Here is a 26,188-nt window from a genome sequence, read left to right on the forward strand (position 1 = left end):
TAATCACTCAATTACTCATTCGCTAAATCACTAAATGTTCTACCTACAACGCACCAGCTTTGATTTCATCTACTACCGATGGGTCAAGCAAGGTTGAAGTATCACCCAAGTTACCAGTATCACCTTCAGCTACTTTGCGAAGAATACGACGCATGATTTTGCCTGAACGTGTTTTTGGTAAGCCCGATACAAACTGGATTTTATCTGGTTTGGCAATTGGTCCGATAATACGTGTTACTGTTGCTAAAATGTCTTTGCGAGTTAAATCTGAATCTCCAACATGTTTTTCGCAGATAACATACGCATAAATACCCTGCCCTTTGATATCGTGAGGATAACCTACTACAGCAGATTCAACCACACCCAAGTGCATGTTGATGGCGTTTTCTACCTCAGCTGTACCAATACGGTGTCCAGATACGTTGATTACATCATCCACACGACCTGTAATACGATAGTAGCCATCTTCGTCTCTCATACAACCATCACCTGTGAAGTACAAGTTTTTGTAAGTTGAGAAATATGTTTGACGACAACGCTCATGGTCTCCGTAAGTAGTACGAACAATAGAAGGCCATGGGAACTTGATACATAAGTTACCCGAAACGCCATTTCCTTCAATTTCGTTACCACTTTCATCCACCAAAATAGGCTGAACTCCTGGTAACGGTAAAGTAGCGTAAGCAGGTTTGGTTTTAGTAACATTCGCGATTGGCGAAATCAAAATACCGCCTGTTTCGGTTTGCCACCAAGTATCTACGATTGGACAAAGACCTTTACCAATTTTTTCGTTATACCAATGCCAAGCTTCTTCGTTGATTGGCTCACCTACAGAACCCAATACTTTCAATGAACTTAGGTCTTTACCTTCCACAAACTGATCTCCAAATGACATCAATGAACGGATTGCTGTTGGTGCAGTATATAGAATGTTTACTTTATGTTTTTCAACAATATCCCAGAAACGACCAGCATCAGGATAGGTTGGCACACCTTCAAACATCAAGGTAGTTGCACCACAAGCCAAAGGTCCATATACGATATATGAGTGACCCGTAATCCAACCAATATCAGCTGTACAGAAGTGAGTTTGTCCCTCTTCATATTGGAAAACATTAGCAAATGTATAAGACGAAAATACCATATATCCGCCTACAGTGTGAACTACTCCCTTAGGCTTGCCCGTCGAACCCGAAGTATATAGGATAAACAACATATCTTCTGAGTCCATTTCTTCCGCAGGACAGTCAGCCGAAACCAATTTCACTTCGTCTTCCCACCAGCAGTCACGACCTTTGAGCATAGACACAGGCGTACGAGTACGAGTCGAAACAATTACGCGCTCAACACTTGGACATTGAATCAAGGCATCATCTACAGTAGCTTTCAAAGGAATCTCTTTGTTGCCACGGAAAGCTCCATCGGTTGTTACTACAATATTACACTGAGCGTCGTTGATACGGTCGGCGATAGATTGAGCAGAAAAACCACCAAATACTACCGAGTGAATTGCACCAATACGAGCACAAGCCAATACTGCAATCGCCAATTCTGGAATCATTGGCATATAAATACAGATACGGTCGCCTTTTTTAGCACCGTTTCTTTTCAATACATTCGCAAAGCGACAAACTTGCTCATGCAATACTTTATAGGTAATTACTTGAGAAGGCTCGTCTGGGCTATTAGATTCCCAAATAATAGCAGGTTGATTACCTCTTGTTGCCAAATGACGGTCAAGACAGTTTTCAGTAATATTCAACTTTCCTCCCTTAAACCAATTCACCTTTGGTTCGGTAAAATTCCATTCTAAGGTCTTTTTCCAAGGTTTTCTCCAATAGAAGTTCTGAGCAATTTCTCCCCAAAAACTTTCTGGGTCTTCAACACTATACTGATACTTTTCTTGATAGTCTTCGAATGATTTTATTCTTAAGTCCATTGTGTGATTATGTTTTTTGGCCTGCTCGTGTCTTCTTTAGAAAAGTAAATTTCTGAAAACTACTTTTTTCATAGTCAAATCGACAGGTCAGAATAGAAGGTACGAATTGTTAAATTTTATACTGTAAAAATACAAGATGTTTTTTTCTTTATACTAACTCTTGAAAATGTTTTATGCTAATTTAATATATATTTTATTGCTAAAATACTATATGCTTGTAATATAATACAAGTTGAAAAGTGTATGTTGTATTTTTCAAAGAGTTTTTAAATAAAATTGTACTTTTTATTGAAGTATAAAAATAAAAAATAACCTATAAGAAGAGAGGACTAAGTGTTTGGTAAGAAAAATTGATATAGAAAATATTGCCGATTTCTCTTGAACTAGATTATAGTTAAAATACTATTTGTTTGTGTTTTTAAAACAGGTAAATGCCTTAAAACAAGAATGGCAAAGCCACTTGTGCTTTGCCATTCTTGAAATGATAAGAAATATGATTTGATGAAAGCGTTTTAAGAAAAGTTTTGTAGATATATCGGCTTCGACGATACTTTTGGTAAATCCTCCGAAATAAAATTTTCAAAACTCCTCACTCAAAACTCAACACTTCCTAGTGTCCTCCACCAATTTCGATTTCGCTAGTCGACATTACATTTACTAACCAAATAGCGGCGCCAATGATAGCTGCTGCGATAATGATTCTCAAAATCCAGTTCGGTTTTTTTTCAGTTTCTGTGCTCATGTTACAATGGGTTTAAGTGTTTTATACTTGTTTTTCTGTATATGCTACGCCAATACAACGTTCTTGCAAACGTTGGGCGATTTCATTCAAGATAGCTGGGTCATCGATTGTTGATGGAATACCAAATTTTTCACCATCGGCCATTTGACGAATAATTTTGCGGAGGATTTTTCCTGAACGAGTTTTGGGTAAGCGTTTTACCAAAATAGTATTTCTGTAAAAAGCCACAGCGCCTATTTGCTCACGAATCAAAGCGATACTTTGTTGCTCAAGCGTATTTTCATCTATGTTCTGCCCATCTTTTAAAACGGCAAATCCCACAGGACGCTGTCCACGAAGCTCGTCGGCAATACCTACTACAGCACATTCTGCTACTGCTGGATGTGAGGCAATGATTTCTTCCATTGCGCCAGTAGAAAGTCGGTGACCTGCCACATTAATGACATCGTCGATGCGACCCATGATGAATACATAGCCATCTTGGTCGATAAAACCGCCATCGCCTGTGAGGTAATAGCCTTCAAAAGTATTCAAGTAAGATGTTCTGAAGCGGTCGTCGTCATTCCAAAGCGTTGGCAAACAGCCTGGAGGCATTGGGAGTTTGATACAAACATAGCCATCCTGATTAGGGCCGAGTTCTTCACCTGCTTCGTTTAAGATTTTTAATTCAAAACCGCAAACTGGCTTGGTTGCCGAACCTGCTTTTACGGGAAAAGCTTCGATACCGACCATGTTACCCACAATTCCCCAACCCGTTTCGGTTTGCCACCAGTGGTCGAGAATAGGCAATTGGGTAATCTGTTGTAGCCACTCAAGGGTAGGAGGGTCGCAACGTTCGCCCGCCAAGTAAATAGCCTTGAGCGAACTAATATCATATTTTGCCTTTAATTCGGCGTGAGGGTCTTCTTTTTTGATAGCTCGGAAGGCAGTAGGCGCTGTAAAGAAACATTTTACTTTATGCTCTTCAATAACGCGCCAGAACGTTCCAGCATCAGGAGTTTTGATAGGCTTCCCTTCAAACATAATAGTGGTACAGCCATAGATTAAAGGGGCATATACAATATATGAGTGTCCAACAACCCAGCCTACATCTGAAGCAGCCCAATACACATCGCCTGGTTGGACGTCGTAAATGGCACGCATCGAAAAATTCATGGCGACGGCATGACCACCATTATCACGGACAATACCTTTGGGTTTGCCCGTAGTACCAGAAGTGTACAAGATATATAAAGGATCGGTTGCGTCGACTATTTCGCAAGGAGCTTCATCTGACTGAGCTACTAATTGAGCATAATCCACATCGCGTATGTCAACCATGCTAGCTTGAGCCTGTGGACGCTGAAGAATTACACAATGAGCAGGTTTATGCTCAGAAGCTTGGATCGCTTCGTCGAGAAGAGGTTTGTAGGGAATTACTTTTTCGAACTCAATACCACAAGAAGCCGAAATCATGACCTTTGGTTTGGCATCGTCGATGCGCACGGCTAGCTCATGAGGTGCAAAACCACCAAATACTACTGAGTGGACAGCGCCTAAGCGAGCACAAGCGAGCATAGCAATGGCTGCTTCAGGAACCATCGGCATATAAATCACGACAGTGTCACCTTTTTGAACGCCTAGACTTTTGAGTCCGCCTGCTAGTTTGGCTACCTCTTTGGTAAGTTCACTATAGCTATACTTTTTTATACTTTTGGTAGCTGGAGAGTCGTAAATGAGGGCAGTTTGGTCGCCTCTACCATTTTCGACATGGTAATCGAGCGCCAAATAGGCAGTATTCATCTTGCCACCTTTAAACCAGCGATAGAAACCTTTCTCGTCGATAGACAAGGTTTGCTTGGGAGCTTCAAACCACGAGATTTGCTGAGCCTCTTCGGCCCAAAAAGCCTCACGATTATCAATGCTGAATTGGTATTTTTCTGCGTAAGACATTGGTTTATAAGCTTATATGTTTGTTTTGTTATAACTTTAAAAAGAGCAGTCAAGTTGGTGATTTTGCTTAAAAATACCCTAGTTATTCATCGTAATCGTTGGTTTATGAATAGCTATCAGTTTGACTGATTCCATGAGAAAACATGAATATTTTCACAATACTAAATTAAGCGTTTACACGGAATTTCAGTGAAAAACTCCGCTAAACTTAGCTAGTTGCGATACCAAGGGCTAAAGCGTTTACTTTTGAGACCAAAGTACGGGTAGAAAAAGGTTTGGGCACATATAGGTCTGCTCCAATAGCATAGCCCTTTTCCATATCTGATTCTTTATTTTTAGCACTCAAAAACACAATTTTGATATGACTTAGCTTGAGGGTACTTTTTACAAAACGGCATACTTCATAGCCATCCACATTGGGCATCATAATGTCCAATAAAATAATGGATGGAATCTCACGTTCGATGATGTCAAGTGCTTCCTCTCCATCACGAGCAATAAATACCTGATAACCCTCTTTTTTCATCAGGAATTCAAGCGACATCAAAATGCCAGGCTCGTCGTCAACTACTAATACTTTTAATTGCTGTTTCATCTTTAATGAGTTAGTTTTATTAATAGGCACAAAGGCATACAGTGGCAAAGCGTATTTAGATTGATAAATAATTGATAAACAGATAATTGCTTTTCTTATTCTCCAATACTTTATTCCACTTTGTCACTTTGTGCCTGTTCACTTTATCCTATACCACAGGAAGCATAAAGGTAAATTTGGAGCCATGTCCTACTTCGCTTTCTACCCAGATTTGACCTTGGTGTAGTTCAACGATTTTCTTGGAGATAGCCAGTCCCAATCCGCTTCCTTTGGGTTTTTTGATAGTTTGATCTTCTGCTTGGAAAAATTTGTCAAAAATTAGTCGCTGAAACTCTTTGGCAATCCCTACGCCATTGTCTTGAATACTAGTATAAATCGCTCCTTCGACATAATGTGTTGCTATTTGGATTTCGCCTTTGTCAGCCTCACAATATTTGATGGCATTGGATATAAGATTTACCACCACTTGTACCAACTTATCTCTATCTGCTTCAAATTTTGGCGCAAAACGATCTGGTAAGAATACTACCTTAATACCTTTTTCTTTAGCTGGCTGGTATAAAGCATCTATACTATCTTTAACAATTTCCTGTATATCTACATTTTCTTTAATCAATTTCTGGCGACCAGATTCATATTTTTCTAAATCTAATACTTGGTTAATTAACCGACTCAAACGGTCAGATTCTTTTACTACAGTACCTAAAAAATGCTCACGTTCTTCCTGATCCATGTCAGGATTATCGTACACAATTTCAGATAATGCCCTAATAGAAGTCAGCGGAGTACGTATTTCGTGTGCTACTGTCGATAAGAAGTCATCTTTGAGTTTATCGGTTCTTTTCAAAATCTCATTGGCTTCCTTAAGTTCAGAAGTAGCTTTTTCTAACTCGATGGATTTCCTTCTCAACTCCTTATTGTTTACCATCAGTTCTTGAGAGGCTCTTAAAATATTGATAACCTCATCCATCGAAATATGTTCTTCTTTCGAAATTGAAGCTACCATGATACGAGCGGAGGCGGCGCCTACAACACCCGCCAAAAGCTTTTCGGAATAAGTAACTAACTTTGGGTCAGCCTTTTTGTTTTCTAAATTTAAACTATGCTTTTGTGCAAAAAGCCTCAGTACCCTGTCGGTTCGGCGTTCTCCAAAAAAGTTGTTTAGTAAAGTACGGATATCATTCAAATAGGCGGTTCCACGCCAGATAGTAGTGTTGTCAGTAAACTTGGAGTGGCTAAACACATCGACGAAAGTTACAGCCTGATTGAGTTCAATAGAAGTAGCTTTGGTTATGAGTGAAAAGGTGACATAGCTACCTATATTGAAAAACATACTCCAAAACATCCCATGCGAAATATCGTCCATGCCTTCTAAGCCAAATAGGGCAGAAGGACGTAGGGCTTTGATACCCCAAAGACCCTCTTCCAAAATGGAATGAGGAAATAACCCTGCGCCAATTAAGGAAGGAAGTACGAGGGTATAAAACCAAATAAATGTTCCTGACAATAACCCAATGATTGCCCCTTTTCGATTACCCTCTTTCCAATAAATACCTCCAATAATGGCAGGTGCAAATTGGGCAACAGCGGCAAAAGAAACCATACCGATAGATACCAGCGAGAAATAGCGTGCAATCGCTTTGGCATAAATATAAGCTAACAGTAGGATGATAAATATACTGACTCTTCGGATGTTGTTGACTAAGCCACTTAGGTTGTTTTCATATTTGCCGATGACCTTGGGATATGCCAATAAAATCGGCATGACTAAGCTATTAGAAACCATGATACTGAGGGCAATAGTTTCGACAATAACCATACTCGTTGCAGCCGAAAATCCTCCGATATAGGTTAATAGTGCCAAAAATTTTGCATCGTATTTTAACGGAATTGCTAATAGATAATTGTCTGGATTGACATCATGATTGGGAAAAAGCAATTCTCCTCCAAACGCAATAGGCAACACAAAAATGTTGATAATCAACAAGTACAGTGGAAACAACCACATGGCTTTGTTGAGGTGTTTTTCGTTGACATTTTCGACTACCGCCACCTGAAATTGTCTAGGTAAAAACAAGATGGCACTCATTGATAATGCCGTATGCCAAAACCACGAGGAATATTCACCTTTGTTGCCATCCATCAAAAACTGAGATTTTAATTGCGGATGTAAAGCTGCTTTGTTGAAAATATCGCCAAAACCATTAAAAATGCCGTAGGTTACAAAGATACCCACTATGATAAAAGCCAATGCTTTGATGATTGATTCGGCAGCGATGGCTGCCACCATTCCTTCATGGCGCTCGGTAGAGTCGATTTTTCTGGTACCAAAAATAATGGTAAAAAGACCCAAACCCATTGATATATAGAAGGTAAGGTCGTCTAGGAAAATGTGGCTATTAGAAGGTGAATCGGTGCGTGTTAGGATTCTAAAACTACTAGAGATCGCCTTGAGCTGAATAGCAATATAGGGTAATACTCCCACCAAAGATACAAGCGTGACGATAATACCAAGCGTTACGTTTTTGCCATATCTGGAAGAAATAAAATCTGCAATAGAAGTGATGCGATATACTTTGGAGATACGAATGATTTTGCGAATCACCAACCACCAAAGAGGCATCATGAGGGTTGGACCAATATATACTGACAAATATTCGATGCCATAGCTTACAGCTCGTCCAACAGAGCCATAGAAAGTCCATGCCGTACAGTAAATAGCCAAAGAAAGCGCATATATGTACGGGTTTGTTACAAGGCTTTTGCCTTTTTCGGAACGTTTTTCGGCCCAATATGCTACACCAAATAAGAATGCCAGATATAGCAGGGAAGCCAAAACTAAGATTAAGCTATTCATCGTGATTTGAATGGTCTTGGTTTTTGTTTAGCTCTCTGACATTTAAGTAAATAACGATAATCAAAATCAGCCAAAGCACAAAAACATATAGAAATAGGCTTGGAATGCCTGCTATTTGGGTATCCAGATTGAAGATTGATATAATCGGAAAATTATATAGCAGCAAAAACAAGCAACTTATGATAAAAAGTCTTTGCTCTTTTAGTGATTCTTTCATGTTTTTAGGAATACGGTCGAATTGCTACAGCATTGTCACCAGGCTCATATTGATGATATTTTACCGATGACCAAAGGCTTTATTCTGAATTTGTCTATTTTATCTATTTGTATCATTACCAATTTACCAGAAATATACTTTCTCTTGATTTTAGACGATTCAAATTGCCCCAAATTTTTGATTTATTGAGGAAAACTGACTTGTCAAGTGCCTTCGAGGAGGCTATATCTAGTATATATACATAATTACTGACTGTGTCAAGCAAAATAATAACAAATAAGACTTATTCAATAAAAAATAGACAATTACTTAGCTAAGTTGGTAGAGTTTTTGGAAAGAGGTATTCCCATAAACTAAGAATGTATGCCAAGAGCCAAAAATGACTTCATTGACATACATTACTCAACTCATCTATCCCTAAAAACTATTTTATGTTTTGGTTTTTGGTGTAAAGTATTCAGTGACTAAATGACTTTACACCATCAACAATTTTCAAAAGGTCAAAAGCCATCAGACCTGATTATGCATTTTCTTCGCTAAACTCTCCTTGAAGAGCGTATTTTCCGAAAATTAGTAAACCACCTGTAATGATTGGCGTTAAGATAAACATGATGATAATACCAAATACCAAGTCATCTTGTTTTCCAGAACTCAATTTAGGAAGCCCTAATACTGTGATGCCAAACCAAGCGGCGGCGATACCGAGGAGGATCCAAACGATACCTAAGATTTTTTTAATTCCGTCCATTTTGTATAAAAATTTAGAATGTATTCAATAGAAGTTATTCGTTAAGTATGAGTGCTGAATTGTGAGTGGTGAATTGTGAATGTAAATTTTTAATTATCAGAATTATATATTCAAAACTCACTATTCGCAATTCAGCATTAATACCAAAGAGTCATTTTTGCCTAAAGCCGAGAGCTGATGGCCTACAGCTGTTACTCTACTCCTCCTTTTTTCTCTTTGATATAAAGCAAGCCGATGACAAAACAGATACCTGCAATCAACATTGGGTATTTCAAACCCTCTAAGTATGGTTGTGAGTTAACAACTGCCTGACCAGCTTTTTCGGCTGCTTCGTTGGCATCTTTTGCTTTAGAAACTAAGTAAGTAGCAATCGCTGGCATCAAACCTCCGAATACACCGTTACCAATGTGGTATGGCAAAGACATAGACGTGTAGCGGATTTTTACTGGGAACATTTCTACCAAGAATGCAGCAATTGGTCCATAAGCCATTGTTACAAATAACAACTGAACAAATACCATCCAAATCATAGTCCATTTGTCGCCTTCGTTCAATTTAACAGTTTTAACAACATCTGGTTTTGGCGCTTCTTTTGACGCATCTGCCAATACTGTTACTTTTTTCACTTCTTTGTATTTTGTACCGTCTGTGTATTCTTTTGTCACAGTTGTTGTAATCAAAGAATCTGCTGTACCTTCTACCAAAGCACGTTTAACTTCTTCTGTAGTTTTAGCCGTAATTTCTTCTTTGTTCTTAGTGTTGGCAGTCTGGTAAATTTTCTCATAAATAGGACGGTAGCAAAGTACGCCTAACAACATACCAGTCAACATGATACCTTTACGACCAATTTTGTCTGATAACCATCCAAAGAATACGAAGAACGGAGTACCCATCATTAAGGCAATAATCAAAAGGGTGTTGGCTTGTTGGAAATCAATATTACAAATTTTCAACAAGAAGGTCTGCGCGTAGAACTGACCCGTGTACCAAATCACCCCTTGACCCATCGTAGCACCAAACAATGCAAGCAAAACGTATTTGAAATTGTACTTGTTACCAAACGACTCTTTCAATGGATTAGCTGATGTCTTTCCTTCTGCTTTAGCTTTAGCAAACAAAGGCGACTCATGCATATTTTTACGAATTAAAACAGATACATATACCATAATGATAGATACCCAAAACGGAACTCTCCATCCCCATTCTTCAAATTTTTCTTTACCCATAGACGATTGTGTAATCAAAATCACAGCCAATGAGATAAACAAACCTGCCGTAGCTGTAATTTGAATCCAAGACGTCCAAAAACCTTTTTCGTTGGCAGGAGCGTGTTCTGCAACATACGTGGCAGCACCACCGTATTCGCCACCTAATGCCAAACCTTGCAACAAACGAAGTACTAATACCAATAGTGGCGCAAAGAAACCGATTGTTTCATAACCAGGCACACAACCGATAGCGAAAGTAGCACCACCCATCAATACGAGTGTTACCATGAAAGTGTATTTACGACCAATCAAGTCACCAAGACGACCGAAGAAAAGTGCACCAAAAGGACGAACTACAAAACCCGCTGCAAAAGTGGCAAGTGTTGACAAAAATGCCGCTGTAGGGTTGTCTTTTGGAAAAAACTGTGTTGAGATAATAGTGGCTAAGCTTCCGAAGATATAAAAGTCATACCATTCGATGAGGGTTCCAACCGATGAAGCTCCAATGATGGATGCTAGTCCTGCGGTAGATTTCTTTTCTGACATAGTTGCTAATGGTTAAACGGGGTTAATACTTTGATTTAGGGTAAAGTGGAAGTTCGAGGGGCTTAGTTCTACGCGCTCAGCCCCTCTGGCCTTGCTTTACAATTTTTTGTAAAAGTGATTTTAGAAATTATATACTACTACTGCTTGTAAACGATGGTTTGTGGCTGTAAATGCACGAGCTAAATCACCGCTTGCAGGCTTGAATGAGATGGTACTTGGTAATGTTCCTGAAGCATCTGGCACAGTGCCGTCTACATCTGCCCAGTTCATTGATGAGATTTCGTATTCAAGAGCAAACTTCATTTTACCTGAATAAAAATCAACTCTTGGCGCTAATCTGAACATGCTATCAAAAGTTCTTGTGGTACTGATGCCTCTTCCTAAGAATGCCAAGCTTCCGCTTTGAATATCAGATTTGTTAATAGCATCTGACAAACCTAGATTTTTCATATATCCCACAAATACAGCAGGTTGTACTTTCTTAGATTTAGTTGAAATCAATTCACCCCAAAGGTTCCATTGATTTTGCGCTGCGTATTTCCACTCACCAGTGGTGGCATTACGATATTCAGCCAAACCACCTAAACCAACATACTGAGTATAGCTTTGACCATACGTTGTATGAAACTTGGCGGTCAAATTGTTGGAGGTATATTTGGCATAAGCCAACAAATTGAGGGTAAATAGGTTAGTCGAAATATTCTTAGAAACATTCGGAGCGCCTGTTCCTCCCCAAGCTCCTGTACTAGGGTTTTGTGTATCGGTAATTCTTGGGCGGATTGTATTGCCTTCTAAACCAATGCTTGCCAAAAACTTCTTGTTTTCTACACCTAGTTGTGCTGCAAATGATGGCGTAGTGGCAAATTTGTAAGCGTCAACACCAGTTCCCGAACCAAATGTACCTGCTGGGCTAAATCCTTGTAAATCATACCCAAACAACATTCCCGTAAAAGATACAAGGCTCGAAAGTTTGTGTGTCAAGCGAACTTGTGGTATAAACGAGAATGGGTTGAAAGGAATCCCCGTGTTAAAGTTGGCTGTCCCTGGAAAGCACTTTGGTATAAAGTTTGGATTCCAGTATTGTCCTACCAATAATTGTGTTTTGTTCCAATCCAAGGCTACATAAGCATGGCGTAAACGTAGTAGGTTTTCTGTTCCGCCTCCCGATGTTCCTGCGGTTCCGTTGGTGATACCAAAAAAGTCGGTTTCCAATACTCCACTTGCTTTGGCACCAAAAGCGCTAATGCCACCGAATTTTACTCCTAATCTTGTAACAATAGCCGAATAACCAAGTTGTGGAATGGCATTTCCGTCGTCGCTACCGTTGGGTGTTAGTGTTGTTCCTGAACGAGTTGGGAGGTTGGTGGCATCTGAAGGATATACATCTAATACCCCATCTCTCAAATCTAAATTTCTTCTTGTATTATAGTAAATATCATTTCTCACAAACCCGTACACCGTCACTTTTTGCTCAGCAGGTGCCTCTGTTTTAGCTGGCGTTGACGCAGTTGTTGAACTAGAGGATGTGCTACTTTGAGCGACAATGTTAGACGTGCAAATAGCCGTGCCTAACACCGACAATAAAAATCTTTTCATAATCGAAGAATGGTTTTTGTGGTCTTGTTTTGTTATAAAATTGCCTTATGAGGGTATTTTCAAAAAGAACTAAAAACAGCTCTATGGTTTTGTTTTGTTGTAATATTCTGTGCTTTTTTTGCACTGGTTTATGATACAAACCTCATAAAAAAAACTATACCAGCAATAGCAGTGGTATAGTTTTGCAATTTTTGTATAGTTTTAAGACTATTTTATTCTTCGAAAAATGATGAAATTAGTAGTTAGGTAGTGTTTTCGGTAATAAATCTACATTGAAAAACCTATCGTTTTTACTTAATGCTTCAGTCTTTCCCATTTGATGAGCATGAATTTGTCGCCTAACTCAGTTACAATCATTCCTGCTCCTTTAAGATTTTCTCTATTAGCATAAAATTCAGCTAATTCTTTGTGGTTCAGTATTTTATATGTCGGGTGATATTCGTTGCCCTTCGGTACTTTAATCTGATATTTCTTTACCCAGTTCATCACAGATACGTGTGAAACACCCAATAATCGCTCTATTTCGCGGTAAGTAACTCCTTCAATGTATAGCTGAAGCGCCTTAATTACATAGTATTGAGAAATACCTTTACCAAGCTTCTCTACGGTGAAGTTATAATTACAAGATTTACACTTGAAGCGCTGCTTATCCTTGATAACTCCGCTTTTGGTGACTAGAGAAGAGTCACATTTTGGGCAATTTGGGTTTTTCATAGATTTTTTTGTGATATATTACGGTTAGCAAATATATATCATTTGAGCAACAATATAAAAGTTTTTAGATACTTATTTTTTCTACTGAAATAATCCGAATTAGAGGTTTTATTCAAAATATTATTCTAAAAATGGATAATTATCGAAATATTATTTGTTTTGTCCAAAGTCAAGTATAAAACGTTGTACAAAACGAAGAATAATTGGACTTAATTTTTTTTTCAGTAAAAATGAAATTTTTGTCATTTTACGATAGGTCGAAATCATAAATTTCGAATAATTGCTCAAATCTTCTCTCAAAATTCTCATAGTCTGCGACTTGTTGAATCTGTAAGTTGTACAAGACAAAGACAAAAGTGCCTAGGATTTCATGCTTTTTGACAAAGTATTTTCGTTTAAGATAACTTTATATACCAATTACTCAGCTATTTCATAGTTAGGTAATAATCCTCCCAAAGATGACATTATTACGATTTTAAGCAATAAGTTGTAAGCCTTTGGCAACAGTGGTTCCATTATTTTAACGGAAATACGTTTAACCTTTTAGCTTACGAGCTAAAGCCTTGAGTACATAAAATTAATCTACTCCAAAGAGGCAATCGCTTGTTTGAGGCGTTCTAGCGAATGTTTTTTCTCAAGCACCAAGGGTGGTTTCATACGTTCAGCACAATCTACAGCACCACATCTCTCACAGGTTTCATTAACTTTTCGTCTTGGTAAAGCTGGATCGTTGAGGAACTGCGCCATGCTACGAAGGTTATCATCAATCGCAAAGCCAAGCGTTATACTACTATTCATTTTCTTGTTGGGTGGCGAAGGTTTTGCCAAAGACATAACAAAATAATGATTGTTGGTATCAATGTATTCTGATACCTGCGCTTTACACAATACTTTTTCTGGGTCGTAACCTTCTTCTTTTTGGATTTTTTCCAAATCTTTCAGAATAGTTAACGAAACCCATCGACGGCAATAATGCTCGTTGAGCGCTGTACCATGTGGCGTATGCAATTTTGCCAAGTGCATTTCTTTGGTCAAGTAAAACAGCTTATGATCTACTTCATTATTAAAACGCAAAAAGAAAAGGTTGTTAATCTTGAAATGACTTGTCATCAAGTTAGATAAGCGATGATAGAACATTTCGGGCGTTGCATTAAACAAGCGCATAATACTCAACATCATATCGCCATTCCATTTGGGACTAGCAAAGAAATATGTCAATCTGTCAACCAATACATTTTTGTTGATGAGCACTGCACCCGCAAAGTAGGATGCTTTGAAATTGTTTAGTACTTGTTCAAAAGAGTTTACCTCTATGACCGACGAGATATATGGACGATTTTTGAGTTGCAAAAATTGGTATCCCAACTCACGACCAAAAGTAAAGGCTCTTTGTTCGGGACTTAAATCACCATTGACCAACAATTTTGATGTTTTGGGATTATATACCGAGCGTATCGTTATCAAATCAGGATGACTTTCACGCGTGAATTCTTCTATCTGATAGCCATAGAAATTTTGGAGAATGTCAGATAATAAGGTATCGTTGGGTGAAGTGATTTCCGAAATCTCGAAAAGCTTACGAAACTGCTGTGCTGATTCTTCAATATCGGGGAAATAATTGTCATACATTTCCTGATACGAGCGTAATACTGAAAAGTAAAACTGCTCGACGCGCATATCGTAGTTGCGACTTATTTCGATAATCGTACTTATAAAGGCCGAAATTTTGGCTGGAGCTTCCGACATTAGTTCAATGAAGTCGGCTGGTTCAACCCCAAAAATCTCTAAAGGTAGTTCTGTTAGGATATTCGAGTTGAGTAATTCGGCAATAGGTTCGAGCTGTTTACTCAATTTTAGCGATACCAAAGAATCATAATCTATATTTAAAGCATCGGATAGCGCCATGATTTTTTCAGTTTTGGGATATTTTTTCCCTTTTTCTATCTCATTCAAATAGGAGATAGACAAGCCCGATTTTTCGGCAACTTCGCTCAATGAGAGCTTTTTGTCTAGTCGTAACTGTCTGATTTTCAGTCCGAAAATTATTTTTACTTTATCGCTGTTCGCACTCATATCTTTTATAGTTTTTCCAAAATTACGTATAAATTTTTAAAGAAAATAACGAAATATTAAAATTTAGCGAAATTTCGCTTGTTTTTTAAATTTCGCATTTCTAACTTTGTTTCGAAGTTCAGCAATAAGTTATTTCTTTTTCATCAGATATAAGGAAAAGCTTTAGCGAATTTTCACCAAAAATAAAAAAAGCCATCTTTTCTGTCAATGTAGTGCCCAAGAGCCGAAACCAATGCAGTAAACAGAGAAGAAAATCAACAAAATGGCGCTCGAAGTAAATAGTGTTTCTCAGATACTTTTGCTCAAAGCCTTTAGCTCTGAAAATAACAAAACAAAACCACCAGAAAGACATGAATCAGCATTCAATTCAAGGAGTGGAGATATTGGGAGAAGTATCACCGCAGTTTGAGACCATTCTGACCAAAGAGGCATTGACCTTTGTGCGCGATTTGCAAAGAATGTTCAATCGTCAGCGCTTGGCTTTGCTCAATAATCGTGTTCTGCGTCAAGAACAAATCAATCAAGGTATTTTGCCAGATTTTTTGCCAGCAACAGCTGAAATTCGTCAGACTGACTGGAATGTTGCCCCAATTCCGCAAGATTTACAAGATCGTCGTGTTGAAATCACAGGACCCGTAGATCGTCGTATGGTAATCAATGCGCTGAATTCTGGTGCAAAAGTTTTTATGGCTGATTTTGAGGATGCCAACACGCCTTCTTGGAGCAATGTGATTGAAGGGCAAATTAATTTACGTGATGCGATTCGTAAACAAATAGATTTTACGGCTGATAATGGTAAATTTTATGCCCTAAATCCCGAAGTGGCGGTTTTGAAAGTTCGTCCTCGTGGCTGGCACATGGAAGAAAAACACGTGCTGATAGATGGAGAGCCAGCTTCAGCTTCGATCTTTGACTTTGGTTTGTATTTCTTTCATAATGCCTGGGAATTGATCAAACGTGGAAGCGGTCCGTATTTCTATTTACCCAAAATGGAAAGTCATCTGGAAGCTCGTCTTTGGAATGATGTTTTTGTGGCGGCACAAGATACTTTAGAAGTTCCCCAAGGTACGACCAAAGTAACTGTTTTGATTGAAACCATCATGGCAGCCTTTGAGATGGATGAAATCTTATATGAACTACGAAATCATATTGCTGCGCTCAATGCAGGTCGTTGGGATTATATCTTTAGTTGTATCAAGAAGTTTCATCAATATGCCGACCGCCTTCTTCCTGACCGTGCTCAGGTAACGATGGCTGTACCATTTATGCGTGCTTATGCAAAATTATTAGTGCAAACTTGTCACAAGCGTAAAGCTCATGCCATAGGAGGGATGTCTGCGTTTATACCTAACCGTAAGGATGAAGCTGTCAATAAAATGGCTTTTGAGCGAGTAAACGCCGATAAAGAACTTGAAGCTAGTACAGGTTTTGATGGTACTTGGGTTGCTCACCCCGATTTGGTAGCGGTGGCATTAGTACCATTTAATAAAGCTTTGGGAGAAAATCCAAACCAAAAGCAAGTAATGCTTGAAAATGAAGTCATTACTGGTGCCGAGCTAATCAACTTTACGATTCCGAATACAGCTATTACCGAAGCAGGTATCAGAATGAATATCCAAGTAGGTATTTTGTATATCGAGTCATGGTTGAGAGGTGTAGGAGCGGCAGCAATCCATAACCTTATGGAAGATGCAGCCACAGCCGAAATCTCCAGAGCTCAGGTATGGCAATGGCTTCATCATGGTGCCAAAACCGACCAAGGACAATTGATAGATACAGATTATTATAAGTATTTGCTCAGCGATGAAGTCCAAAGAATCAAGCATTTAGTAGGAATTGAAAAATACGATGCTGGCAAATTTATAGAAGCAATCCAATTGTTTGATAAGCTTGTTTCACAAGAAGGATTTGACTATTTCCTAACAACCGATGCTTACGAAGTACTTCTTACTCAGGAGGAAGCGCTTCAGAGTTAGGTGTTTTGAGTGAGCACTATCTATTTCGGATATCGGATGTTGGATTTCGGAAATGTAACCTACTTTTTTATTTATGATTTGTCATAAATAAAGATATTTCTCATAAAATAATTGAAGCTTTTCTGCCTATGGCTTACAGCCTAAAGCATATTAATAACCAATAACAGTTCGGCGGGATGTTAGCCTTGAGACACCCCAATGAGCTTATTTAGCTATACTTCTAGAACGATAGTACTTTGATGAGTTATGAGTTTTGAGATTAATGATTTGGTAGTCAGTTGTTTGTGATTTTAAATCAAAATTTACTTCTAATAATTCACCACTCATCACTCATCATTCACAATTCATCAATAGTCTGATTCTGCTATGCGTATGCTTTTCTTATAACAAAACAAAAAACTAATTGAAACCATGAAAATTTCACAAGAAGAAAGAATCCAACAGTTGATAACTGATTGGACTACAAACCCTCGTTGGGAAGGAATCGAAAGACCTTATAGTGCTGAAGAAGTGGCTCGTTTGGCGGGTTCATACAAACTTGATTATAGTATTGCACGTATGGGTGCAGAGCGCCTTTGGAACTTGTTGAAAAATGATCATTGGGTAGCAGGATTGGGTGCATTGACAGGTAACCAAGCCGTACAAGAAGTACAAGCAGGTATGAAAGCCATTTACTTGTCTGGTTGGCAAGTAGCTGCGGATGCGAACTTGTCGGGCAATATGTACCCTGACCAAAGTTTGTATCCAGCCGATAGCGTTCCTGCGGTGGTGAGAAGAATTAATAACGCATTATTGCGTGCAGATCAAATACAAAATGTTAATGGTGATGGGGACGTACATTGGATGGTACCCATTGTAGCCGATGCAGAAGCAGGTTTTGGCGGTAATTTGAATGCCTTCGAGTTGATGAAATGGATGATCGAAGCAGGAGCATCTGGCGTACACTTCGAAGACCAGTTATCTTCTGCTAAAAAATGCGGTCACTTAGGAGGAAAAGTATTAGTGCCAACACAAGAGGCTATCAATAAATTAGTTGCGGCTCGTTTGGCAGCTGATGTAATGGGCGTACCAACCTTAGTAATTGCTCGTACCGATGCTGAGGCAGCCAATTTGATTACGGCTGATGTAGATGAAAGAGATTTGAAATTTATCCAAGCCGATAAAGGAAGAACTTCGGAAGGTTTCTTCTATGTGAAAAATGGGCTTGAACAAGGTATCGACCGTGGCTTAAGCTATGCGCCATATTCAGACTTAATTTGGATGGAAACTGGTAATCCTGATTTGGGAATGGCTCGTGAGTTTGCACAGGGTATCCATGCCAAGTATCCAGGCAAAATGTTGGCTTACAACTGCTCACCATCGTTCAACTGGGCGAAATTTATGGATGAGAAAAAAATGGAAACATTCCGTGAAGAATTAGCGGATATGGGCTACAAATTCCAGTTTATTACCTTGGCAGGTTTCCATGCTTTGAATACCGCTATGTTCGAGTTATCAAGTGCGTATGTACAACGTGGAATGGCTGGTTTCTCAGAATTGCAACAACGTGAATTTGCTTTACAATCTAAAGGCTTCAAGGCCGTAAAACACCAAGCATTTGTAGGAACAGGCTATTTTGACGCAATTCAAAATACTGTTACAGGAGGCTTGGCATCTACTGGCGCCTTGAAAGGCTCAACAGAAGAAGAGCAGTTTCATTAAAATAATTATGAGTTGTGAATGTTGAATTGTGAATTAGTATTGTTCAGAGGATAATAAAAAGCATCTATTTCGGATATAGTATGTTGGATTTCGAAGGTGTAACCTACTTTTTCTAATCATATTTTGTGAAAATTAAAGGTACATTTCCGCAATCAGCAATCCCAAATCTGCAATAGTTTGAAATCCTGCGTATGCCACTAATGTGAAATTGTGGATGTTGAACTAGAAAGTATTTTTAGTTTTAACATTCACTCAATCACCATTCACACACTCACTAAATGTTTAGGTGAATAGTTTGGTTTGGATAAAGTCTGTCTCGTATGTCAGGCAGGCTTTTCTTCTCAAAATCAGTATTTTGACCAATATTCATCAGTGCAAAAGATAGATAATCATGATAGTTTCAGGTAAATAAAAGGAAAAGTAAAATAACTGCTTTTCCCCATTGGCTGTTTATGATCTTCAGCCTCAATTACTCCTATTATTCTTGCTAAAGTGGCATCAACTTATTCACCAAATAAAACGGTTGCCTAAAAACAGCCATTCATTCAAATCAATTCAATCGTTATGAAACATGATATGCTAGCAGTAGACCTGAGCAAAACTGCCAAACCAATCGTTAATCATCCAGTATTCAAATTGCATGGTGATATTCACCTTAATTTGCGTGTATCGACTTTGATTCAGGAAGCATTAAAGAATCAAGAAGGCGTATTGACTGATACAGGAGCTTTTATGTGTGATACTGGAAAATTTACGGGTCGCTCGCCTAAAGATAAGTTTTGTGTGTATGATGATAAAACTGCCAATACAGTTTGGTGGGGCGACATCAATCAGGCGTTTGATGCCGACAAGTTTGAGGCTTTATATCAGAAGATGATTGCGTTTGTGGCAAATAAAAAGTTGTATGCTCGCTATGCGTATGCGTGTGCGTCGCCAACGCATCGTTTGAATATATTGGTGATAAATACTTTGGCATGGCATAACTTGTTTTGTAATCATCTATTTCTTCGTCCAGAAGAAGAGGAACTCGATACATTCGAACCAGAATGGGTAATCTTAAATGTTCCAGAATTTGAAGCTGACCCTGCTGTAGATGGTACTCGTCAAGGTAATTTTACCATTATTGATTTTACCCGTAAGATTATTTTGATTGGTGGTACTGGTTATGCAGGTGAAATGAAAAAAGGCATTTTCACCGTTCTGAACTATATTTTACCACAAGAAAAACAAGTTTTATCGATGCACTGCTCAGCCAATATTGGTGCTGAGGGTGATACTGCTCTTTTCTTCGGTTTGTCAGGAACGGGTAAAACAACGCTCTCTGCCGACCCTGATCGTAAGTTAATTGGTGACGACGAGCATGGCTGGTCAGACGAGGAGGTATTCAATTTTGAAGGAGGGTGTTATGCTAAAGTCATCAATTTAAGTGCTGAGCAAGAGCCAGAAATATTTGGCGCCATTCGCTACGGGGCAATTCTTGAAAATACTCGATTTGTCGAGGGAACAACAACTGTAGATTATACCAATCAAAGTGTAACTGAAAATACTCGTACGGCTTATCCTATCAACTATATCCCTAACGTTGCGGAGCCATCGATAGGAAGTTCACCTAAAAATATTTTCTTCTTGACGGCTGATGCTTTTGGCGTATTACCTCCAATTGCGAAGTTGAACAAAGAGCAAGCAATGTTCTATTTCGTCTCAGGCTATACCTCAAAACTAGCAGGTACCGAAATGGGCGTAAAAGAACCACAAGCCACATTTTCGGCTTGTTTTGGTGCGGCATTTTTACCTTTACATCCTTTAAAATATGCCGATTTGTTAGGAAAAAAAATTAATAATGGGGAAGTAAATGTATGGTTGATTAACACTGGCTGGACTGGTGGACCTTATGGTATTGGTTCACGCATGAAGTTGAAATACACTCGTGCTATGATTCATGCGGCATTGGAAGGAAAATTTGCTGACACGGTTTTTGAAAAACATCCGATTTTTGGTATTGAAATCCCAACGGAATGCCCAAATGTACCTACTGAAATTCTAAACCCAATCAATACTTGGGAAAGTCCAGAGGCCTACACCGAAAAGGCTAAATATTTGGAAGGCTTGTTTGAAGAGAATTATAAAAAATATGTTGGTTAGTCATAGTTCAATAAATTAGGATTTTTTTAATATATCAAAAAGCTGGACTTTCATGGAAATGTCCAATACAATTCAATAAGATTTAGTATTATATTACCTATTTGTTGAAATATTTTAGGATAATGCCTACCCACGAGATTAGATTTGTTTAATGCTGTACTTTTAATAAGTGTAAGCCTATCAGACAATTCTAATCTCGTGTTGGTTTTGGGGGAGTTGGGATGTTGATTTTCTGGAAAAAATAGAGAATCAATAAAAAAATATTACCTCAAGCAGGACGGAATAGGAAAGTTTTGTGATTTAAGTTCAATAGGTTTGCAGTAAATAACTTATTCGGTTATTGGTTGTTGGCATATAAATGACATGATTTGGAGCAATGATTAGCTGGTAAATCAATTTCAAATCATGACTTGTATGTCAACCTCAATAGTTGAATAGCTACCAAAACAATCTAATATATCTTATGGGTATATGGGGGCTTCAGCTAGCTTAAAACTGTTAGCTTGATTTGAATCATAAGTAAGTATTGTGCGTAGGGAATAAGGCCTAAGAAAGGGGGGTAAACTGGTAATATCCTCATTCAAATGCTGCAATTTTTCCGATGTGTAATTTCTTATATTATGCCTGAAGAGTAATAGACGAACAAGGATATTATTATTGGATATATTCAAGACACTCAAATAGTAAAGGTCTTGTCAATTTATTCAAAATAAGCCTTCAGATCATTACTTTATGCTCACATACCTTATGATTGATTCTGTTGGCGCGGTGAAAAGTTTGTTACAAGCTACCCATAACCACTGTACTTAAAAATCACGTGTTACTCTTAAAACCAAGTGAAGAATATGACAGCAGAATCAACCCTTGCACTACCCGTTGGTACTACCCTCGATCGCTTTATTATGCGTCAACAAGAAGCTTTTGCTTTTGCTAAAGGAGAGCTTTCTCAATTGTTGCGTGATATTGCGCTTGCTTCTAAAATTATTGGCCGTGAAATCAACCGTGCTGGTCTTACGGATATTACTGGAGCACTAGGTCGTGAAAACGTACAAGGCGAAAGCCAACAAAAACTAGACGTAATTGCCAACATTCGTTTCAAAAGAGCATTAGTGAATGGTGGTGAGGTATGTGGTATTCTTTCGGAAGAGGAGGACGACATTATCCAAACTGGTAACAACAATGCCAAGTATGTGGTTGCAATGGATCCACTCGATGGTTCGTCAAACATTGACGTAAATGTTTCGATTGGAACGATTTTTTCCATTTACCGCCGTGTAAGTCCGATTGGTACTCCAGCTACCCTCGAAGACTTCATGCAAGGTGGTCGTAAACAGGTGGCTGCGGGCTATATCTTATATGGTTCGTCGACTGTGATGGTTTATACTACTGGCAAAGGAGTGAATTGCTTTACGTACGAAAATGCGCTTGGTGAGTATTTCTTTTCTCATGCAGATATGGAAATGCCTACAACGGGTAAAATCTATTCTATTAATGATGCTTATTATGATGAGTTTGCTGAACCAATCAAATCTTTTATTGGGGATATGCGCAAAACTTCTGGTGCAATGGCTCGTTATATCGGCTCATTAGTAGGTGATTTTCATCGTAACTTGCTCAAAGGAGGGATTTATTTGTATCCACCTACGCGTAAAGCCCAAGATGGGAAACTTCGCTTGTTGTATGAATGCTATCCACTAGCCATGATTACCGAACAAGCGGGAGGGAAGGCTACCAATGGTATTTGCCCAATTTTGGATGTTGAACCTACGCAGATACACCAGCGTTCTGCGATTTATGTAGGCTCTTCCGAATTGGTCGATGACCTCGACAGTCGTTTGGCTGCCTACCACGAGTCTGTAAGTCGTCAGCTCAACGAGACGATTGTATAAAATCTATGATAATTTCCTGAAAAATATGATATAAAAAAGACCGTTCCACACCCGAACGGTCTTTTTTTGTAAGTACTAAGGCAAAATTAAAATAATTTCACTGCTTTAAGCTCTAGGCTTTATGCAGTAGGCTAAAAGTTAAAAAATACTTCTCATGAAATAATACGAGCTTTTTGCCTAATGCCTACGGCTTACTGCCTAATGCTTAATAATGCAATTTAATTTTACCCGCTTTAAGCTCTAGGTAATAGGCTAAAAATTTGAATATGCTTTTATGAAACCATAGAAATATTCTACCGAGTGCCCATAGCTGACAGCCGAAAGCTTTCTAATCAATATATCTCTTCAAAATCGGGTCATAGCTATCAATACGACGGTCACGCAAATATGGCCATGTGCTTCTGTAGTATTCTGTTTTAGCTAAATCTATTTCTTGAACATGAACTTCTTCGTTTTCGTGTGAGCCAAGATATAGCAATGAACCAAACGGATTTGCGACAAAACTTCCACCCCAAAACTGTTGATCAGCTTCACGACCTACACGGTTGACTGATACTACGTGTACGCCATTGGCTACAGCATGCGAGCGTTGAATCGTCTGCCAAGCATTGTATTGCTCACGGTTGGTATTTGGATCGGTTTCGTTGGTATCCCAACCAATAGCAGTTGGATAGAACAACACTTCGGCACCCATCAAAGCCGTAATGCGAGATGCTTCAGGGTACCACTGATCCCAGCAAATTAGGATACCAATTTTAGCAAATTTGGTATCGAATACTTTGTATCCCAAATCACCTGGAGTAAAATAGAATTTCTCATAATACCCTGGATCGTCTGGAATGTGCATTTTACGATATTTTCCTAAATACGTTCCGTCAGCATCCAAAACTGCCGTAGTGTTATGATATAATCCAGCGGCTCTTTTCTCAAATAATGAAGCGATAATGACAACGCCCAATTCTTTGGCAACAGCCGATAAGGTATCTGTCGATGGTCCTGGAATAGCCTCTGCTAATTTGAAGTTTTCGTGGTCTTCAACATCACAGAAATATAATGAAGTAAATAACTCTTGAAGACAAACAATTTGAGCGCCTTTAGCGGCTGCTTCACGAATACCCGCAATAGCCTTTTGCATATTGCTAGCCACATCAGCCGAACAAGACATTTGTACTAGGCCAATATTTACTTTTTTCATGATATTTAATTTGTTTTAAATAAATTCTGTTCTAAATCTTTAAAATTCAAATCGTTGATGCATTTGAAATGCCCCAGTGGGCACTTTTCAAACCCAATTTTAGAGCATGGTCTACATCCGATTTCCTTATTTTCGATAGCTACAAATGGTGTTTGATAAGGATACATACCAAATTCAGGAACGGTATTTCCCCAAATCGATACCACTTTCTTTTTTAAGGCAGCCGCTACGTGCATCATGCCTGTATCGTGGCTAATTACCCAAAGCGATTGCTGAATCAATGAGGCTGATTGATTGAGATTACAATTGCCACAAGTATTCAGAATAACCTTTCCTTTAAGTGCTTCCACCACCTGTTCTGCTTCTGTTTTATCCTCTGGTCCACCTATCAGAATAATAGGATGCGATACTTCTTGGCATACTTCAATGATCTTTTTTACAGGAAGTTTCTTCGTTGCATGTTGTCCGCCAATGGCATAAACCACAAATCCTTTACGATATTCTTCTGGAAGCCAATCCGTTGGTAATTGGTCTTTTTCAGGAATAAAATAATCTAAGCCTTTGTTGTCATTCTTAATGCCAAGCGTTGCGGTAGTAGCCAAATAGCGGTCTACGATATGCACATGAGGCATCAGATTTTTTTTAAACTTAACTAAAATCCATTTTCTGAAATTGAGTTTGTCAAAACTAAAGGCTTTTACCCCCAACCTAAACTTAATAATTCGTGTTCGCAAATTGTTGTGAAGGTCGATGACATAATCAAATTGTTCAGCTTTTAGTTCATCTACAAAAGTCGATAATGAGCCCTCCAACACATGGGTTTTATCCACATACGGATTGTTGTTCAGTAAAGACTGATAGCTTTTTTTTGTCGCAAAATGTACTTGAGCATCAGGATATTGTTGCTTGATACAGCGAATTACAGGAGTTGTCAATACAATATCACCAATAGATGAAAAGCGAAGAATAAGGAATTTTGTCTGAGGCATGGTGGCCAGTGTTAATTTTTCGCAAAGATACACAAAATACTTTTCCGAATCACTTTGCGGGTGCTTTTGAGCTATTGTCTTAACGTAGGAGTAAAGAATATAACCTGCCTTAGATTTTTGCTACAACATTATTATCACCTAAAAACAATAATAGGCATCTCTATCGGGAGAAGCCTATTAATAAGATTACCTAACCACTAATTGTTATTTGATGAGAACCTCAAGCGAAAGTTTATAAAACGTCGGAGATTACACACTCACAAATATTCAGAAAGAACTTTCATGCAAACAAACTATGGTTTGTAACAGGTCTATTTCGATTTGTATATGGGCGATATGAACTAACAACTGGTTAGTTAGAAAGCTTTTTTAATGCATATTTTTCTTTTCCTTTGCGTCCTTTCATACAATCTTTGGTATCTGGGTCTTGCTGTTGACAGTCGATATTATAGATAATCAAAGAGTCGTCTTTAAACTCATAAATGTAAGACTGACCAGTCATAGCGTCTTTGACTTTGTTGAGAACAATGAGGTCAAACGGTAGGATTTTTTCAATAAAATCACATTTCGGGAAAAAGTATTTGATATTAGGTAGCCCCGTTACTGTGCCATTTGCATTAAACTTGACTGGTTTGCCATTTAATTCATAATTGCCCTCAAATAAAATTTCCTCCAAACACATCGTTGGGTCGGTCGACTTGATTTTGACAAAGGATTCTTTACCAACTTTGATTTTCTTGTCTGCATCAATAATGCTTATCGCTCCGATTTTTTCTTTAGGTTCGGTGCGCCATAATTCATAGCCATTACCAACAGGTTTTAATACTGTTTCTTCGCCTTCATGGAAGTTCCAACCCAGAAACTGCCCACCTTTGAGTTGTTTGCTAAAAACAATATTACTCTGAAAATAACTAGAGAAAGCTTTCATGGGCGATTTGGTTTTCATGAGTGTATTGTAGTACTTTTCATTAATCCACTGTCCAGCGAAAGGATTGGTTTGAGCAAAAAGATTTGGCGTTAATCCGAATAGGAAAACGAAGATTTTGAAATAACGAAAGGTCATTTTGAGAAAAAATTTAGGGTTCAGTGGAAGCAAGTTAATGAATTATTACAAAAGTCAGCAAGAAAA

At 38.5% G+C, this 26,188-nt stretch carries 17 protein-coding genes; 4 read left to right on the forward strand and 13 right to left on the reverse strand.

Translation table 11 applies throughout. From position 1 onward, the window contains the following. Positions 1–43 precede the first annotated feature (43 nt). The 10 genes from acs to QM481_RS13120 all read right to left on the reverse strand — a co-directional run bounded on the left by acs (position 44) and on the right by QM481_RS13120 (position 15,167). Positions 44–1,939 carry an acetate--CoA ligase gene (gene acs / locus QM481_RS13075; RefSeq protein WP_166551242.1) on the reverse strand — a complete coding sequence of 632 codons (1,896 nt, stop codon included), beginning with the start codon at positions 1,937–1,939 and terminating at the stop codon, positions 44–46. A 610-nt stretch (positions 1,940–2,549) separates the two neighbouring features. Next, a complete protein-coding gene (locus QM481_RS13080; protein ID WP_255491972.1) occupies positions 2,550–2,681 on the reverse strand; it encodes a hypothetical protein in 132 nt (43 codons plus the stop codon). A gap of 21 nt (positions 2,682–2,702) precedes the next feature. Further along, on the reverse strand, positions 2,703–4,613 hold the full coding sequence (locus QM481_RS13085) for a propionyl-CoA synthetase (protein ID WP_283382081.1): 1,911 nt from the start codon (positions 4,611–4,613) through the stop codon (positions 2,703–2,705). A 208-nt stretch (positions 4,614–4,821) separates the two neighbouring features. Then, positions 4,822–5,208, reverse strand: coding sequence for a response regulator transcription factor (locus tag QM481_RS13090; RefSeq protein WP_166551244.1), 387 nt, complete (start codon positions 5,206–5,208; stop codon positions 4,822–4,824). Between the two features lie 148 nt (positions 5,209–5,356). Further along, positions 5,357–8,065, reverse strand: coding sequence for a sensor histidine kinase (locus tag QM481_RS13095; RefSeq protein WP_166551245.1), 2,709 nt, complete (start codon positions 8,063–8,065; stop codon positions 5,357–5,359). A 737-nt stretch (positions 8,066–8,802) separates the two neighbouring features. Next, positions 8,803–9,030 (reverse strand): DUF6814 family protein, encoded by a 228-nt coding sequence (locus tag QM481_RS13100; protein ID WP_166551247.1) that lies wholly within the window; start codon positions 9,028–9,030, stop codon positions 8,803–8,805. A gap of 191 nt (positions 9,031–9,221) precedes the next feature. Then, positions 9,222–10,784, reverse strand: a complete 1,563-nt coding sequence (locus QM481_RS13105; protein WP_283382082.1) for an MFS transporter — start codon at positions 10,782–10,784, stop codon at positions 9,222–9,224. A gap of 120 nt (positions 10,785–10,904) precedes the next feature. Continuing rightward, positions 10,905–12,380, reverse strand: coding sequence for a hypothetical protein (locus QM481_RS13110; RefSeq protein ID WP_283382083.1), 1,476 nt, complete (start codon positions 12,378–12,380; stop codon positions 10,905–10,907). A 294-nt stretch (positions 12,381–12,674) separates the two neighbouring features. Next, positions 12,675–13,094 carry an IS1/IS1595 family N-terminal zinc-binding domain-containing protein gene (locus QM481_RS13115; protein ID WP_166551250.1) on the reverse strand — a complete coding sequence of 140 codons (420 nt, stop codon included), beginning with the start codon at positions 13,092–13,094 and terminating at the stop codon, positions 12,675–12,677. Positions 13,095–13,676: 582 nt separating this feature from the next. After that, on the reverse strand, positions 13,677–15,167 hold the full coding sequence (locus tag QM481_RS13120) for a helix-turn-helix domain-containing protein (RefSeq protein WP_166551251.1): 1,491 nt from the start codon (positions 15,165–15,167) through the stop codon (positions 13,677–13,679). A 350-nt stretch (positions 15,168–15,517) separates the two neighbouring features. On the opposite strand from QM481_RS13120, the gene aceB reads away from it, so the two are divergent. From aceB to fbp, 4 genes are all read left to right on the forward strand, one after another. Then, entirely contained in the window at positions 15,518–17,143 is a 1,626-nt protein-coding gene (gene aceB, locus QM481_RS13125) for a malate synthase A (RefSeq protein ID WP_283382084.1), read from the forward strand. A gap of 411 nt (positions 17,144–17,554) precedes the next feature. Continuing rightward, positions 17,555–18,844 carry an isocitrate lyase gene (gene aceA / locus QM481_RS13130; protein WP_374760911.1) on the forward strand — a complete coding sequence of 430 codons (1,290 nt, stop codon included), beginning with the start codon at positions 17,555–17,557 and terminating at the stop codon, positions 18,842–18,844. A gap of 564 nt (positions 18,845–19,408) precedes the next feature. Then, positions 19,409–20,986, forward strand: a complete 1,578-nt coding sequence (gene pckA, locus QM481_RS13135) for a phosphoenolpyruvate carboxykinase (ATP) (protein ID WP_283382085.1) — start codon at positions 19,409–19,411, stop codon at positions 20,984–20,986. 845 nt (positions 20,987–21,831) lie between these two features. Further along, a complete protein-coding gene (fbp, locus tag QM481_RS13140; RefSeq protein WP_166551254.1) occupies positions 21,832–22,875 on the forward strand; it encodes a class 1 fructose-bisphosphatase in 1,044 nt (347 codons plus the stop codon). A gap of 328 nt (positions 22,876–23,203) precedes the next feature. Here the strand turns inward: fbp and QM481_RS13145 are convergent, their stop codons facing one another. The 3 genes from QM481_RS13145 to QM481_RS13155 form a co-directional block, all read right to left on the reverse strand. Further along, a complete protein-coding gene (locus QM481_RS13145; protein ID WP_283382243.1) occupies positions 23,204–24,073 on the reverse strand; it encodes a carbon-nitrogen hydrolase in 870 nt (289 codons plus the stop codon). A 2-nt stretch (positions 24,074–24,075) separates the two neighbouring features. Further along, positions 24,076–25,059 (reverse strand): glycosyltransferase family 9 protein, encoded by a 984-nt coding sequence (locus QM481_RS13150; RefSeq protein WP_283382086.1) that lies wholly within the window; start codon positions 25,057–25,059, stop codon positions 24,076–24,078. 352 nt (positions 25,060–25,411) lie between these two features. Further along, positions 25,412–26,122: a hypothetical protein gene (locus tag QM481_RS13155; RefSeq protein ID WP_283382087.1), complete on the reverse strand. Its 711-nt coding sequence runs from the start codon at positions 26,120–26,122 to the stop codon at positions 25,412–25,414. Between the last annotated feature and the right edge of the window lie 66 nt (positions 26,123–26,188).

The organism is Flectobacillus rivi (genome assembly GCF_030056655.1).
Lineage (GTDB): Bacteria > Bacteroidota > Bacteroidia > Cytophagales > Spirosomataceae > Flectobacillus > Flectobacillus rivi.

Excerpts from the sequence above, each read along its gene's own strand:
- QM481_RS13095 (WP_166551245.1), bottom strand. The coding sequence starts at position 8,065 with ATGAATAGCTTAATCTTAGTTTTGGCTTCCCTGCTATATCTGGCATTC.
- QM481_RS13090 (WP_166551244.1), bottom strand. The coding sequence starts at position 5,208 with ATGAAACAGCAATTAAAAGTATTAGTAGTTGACGACGAGCCTGGCATT.
- QM481_RS13105 (WP_283382082.1), bottom strand. The coding sequence starts at position 10,784 with ATGTCAGAAAAGAAATCTACCGCAGGACTAGCATCCATCATTGGAGCT.
- acs (WP_166551242.1), bottom strand. The coding sequence starts at position 1,939 with ATGGACTTAAGAATAAAATCATTCGAAGACTATCAAGAAAAGTATCAG.
- QM481_RS13080 (WP_255491972.1), bottom strand. The coding sequence starts at position 2,681 with ATGAGCACAGAAACTGAAAAAAAACCGAACTGGATTTTGAGAATCATT.
- fbp (WP_166551254.1), top strand. The coding sequence starts at position 21,832 with ATGACAGCAGAATCAACCCTTGCACTACCCGTTGGTACTACCCTCGAT.
- aceB (WP_283382084.1), top strand. The coding sequence starts at position 15,518 with ATGAATCAGCATTCAATTCAAGGAGTGGAGATATTGGGAGAAGTATCA.
- QM481_RS13085 (WP_283382081.1), bottom strand. The coding sequence starts at position 4,613 with ATGTCTTACGCAGAAAAATACCAATTCAGCATTGATAATCGTGAGGCT.
- QM481_RS13120 (WP_166551251.1), bottom strand. The coding sequence starts at position 15,167 with ATGAGTGCGAACAGCGATAAAGTAAAAATAATTTTCGGACTGAAAATC.
- pckA (WP_283382085.1), top strand. The coding sequence starts at position 19,409 with ATGAAACATGATATGCTAGCAGTAGACCTGAGCAAAACTGCCAAACCA.
- QM481_RS13115 (WP_166551250.1), bottom strand. The coding sequence starts at position 13,094 with ATGAAAAACCCAAATTGCCCAAAATGTGACTCTTCTCTAGTCACCAAA.
- QM481_RS13150 (WP_283382086.1), bottom strand. The coding sequence starts at position 25,059 with ATGCCTCAGACAAAATTCCTTATTCTTCGCTTTTCATCTATTGGTGAT.
- aceA (WP_374760911.1), top strand. The coding sequence starts at position 17,555 with ATGAAAATTTCACAAGAAGAAAGAATCCAACAGTTGATAACTGATTGG.
- QM481_RS13155 (WP_283382087.1), bottom strand. The coding sequence starts at position 26,122 with ATGACCTTTCGTTATTTCAAAATCTTCGTTTTCCTATTCGGATTAACG.
- QM481_RS13110 (WP_283382083.1), bottom strand. The coding sequence starts at position 12,380 with ATGAAAAGATTTTTATTGTCGGTGTTAGGCACGGCTATTTGCACGTCT.
- QM481_RS13100 (WP_166551247.1), bottom strand. The coding sequence starts at position 9,030 with ATGGACGGAATTAAAAAAATCTTAGGTATCGTTTGGATCCTCCTCGGT.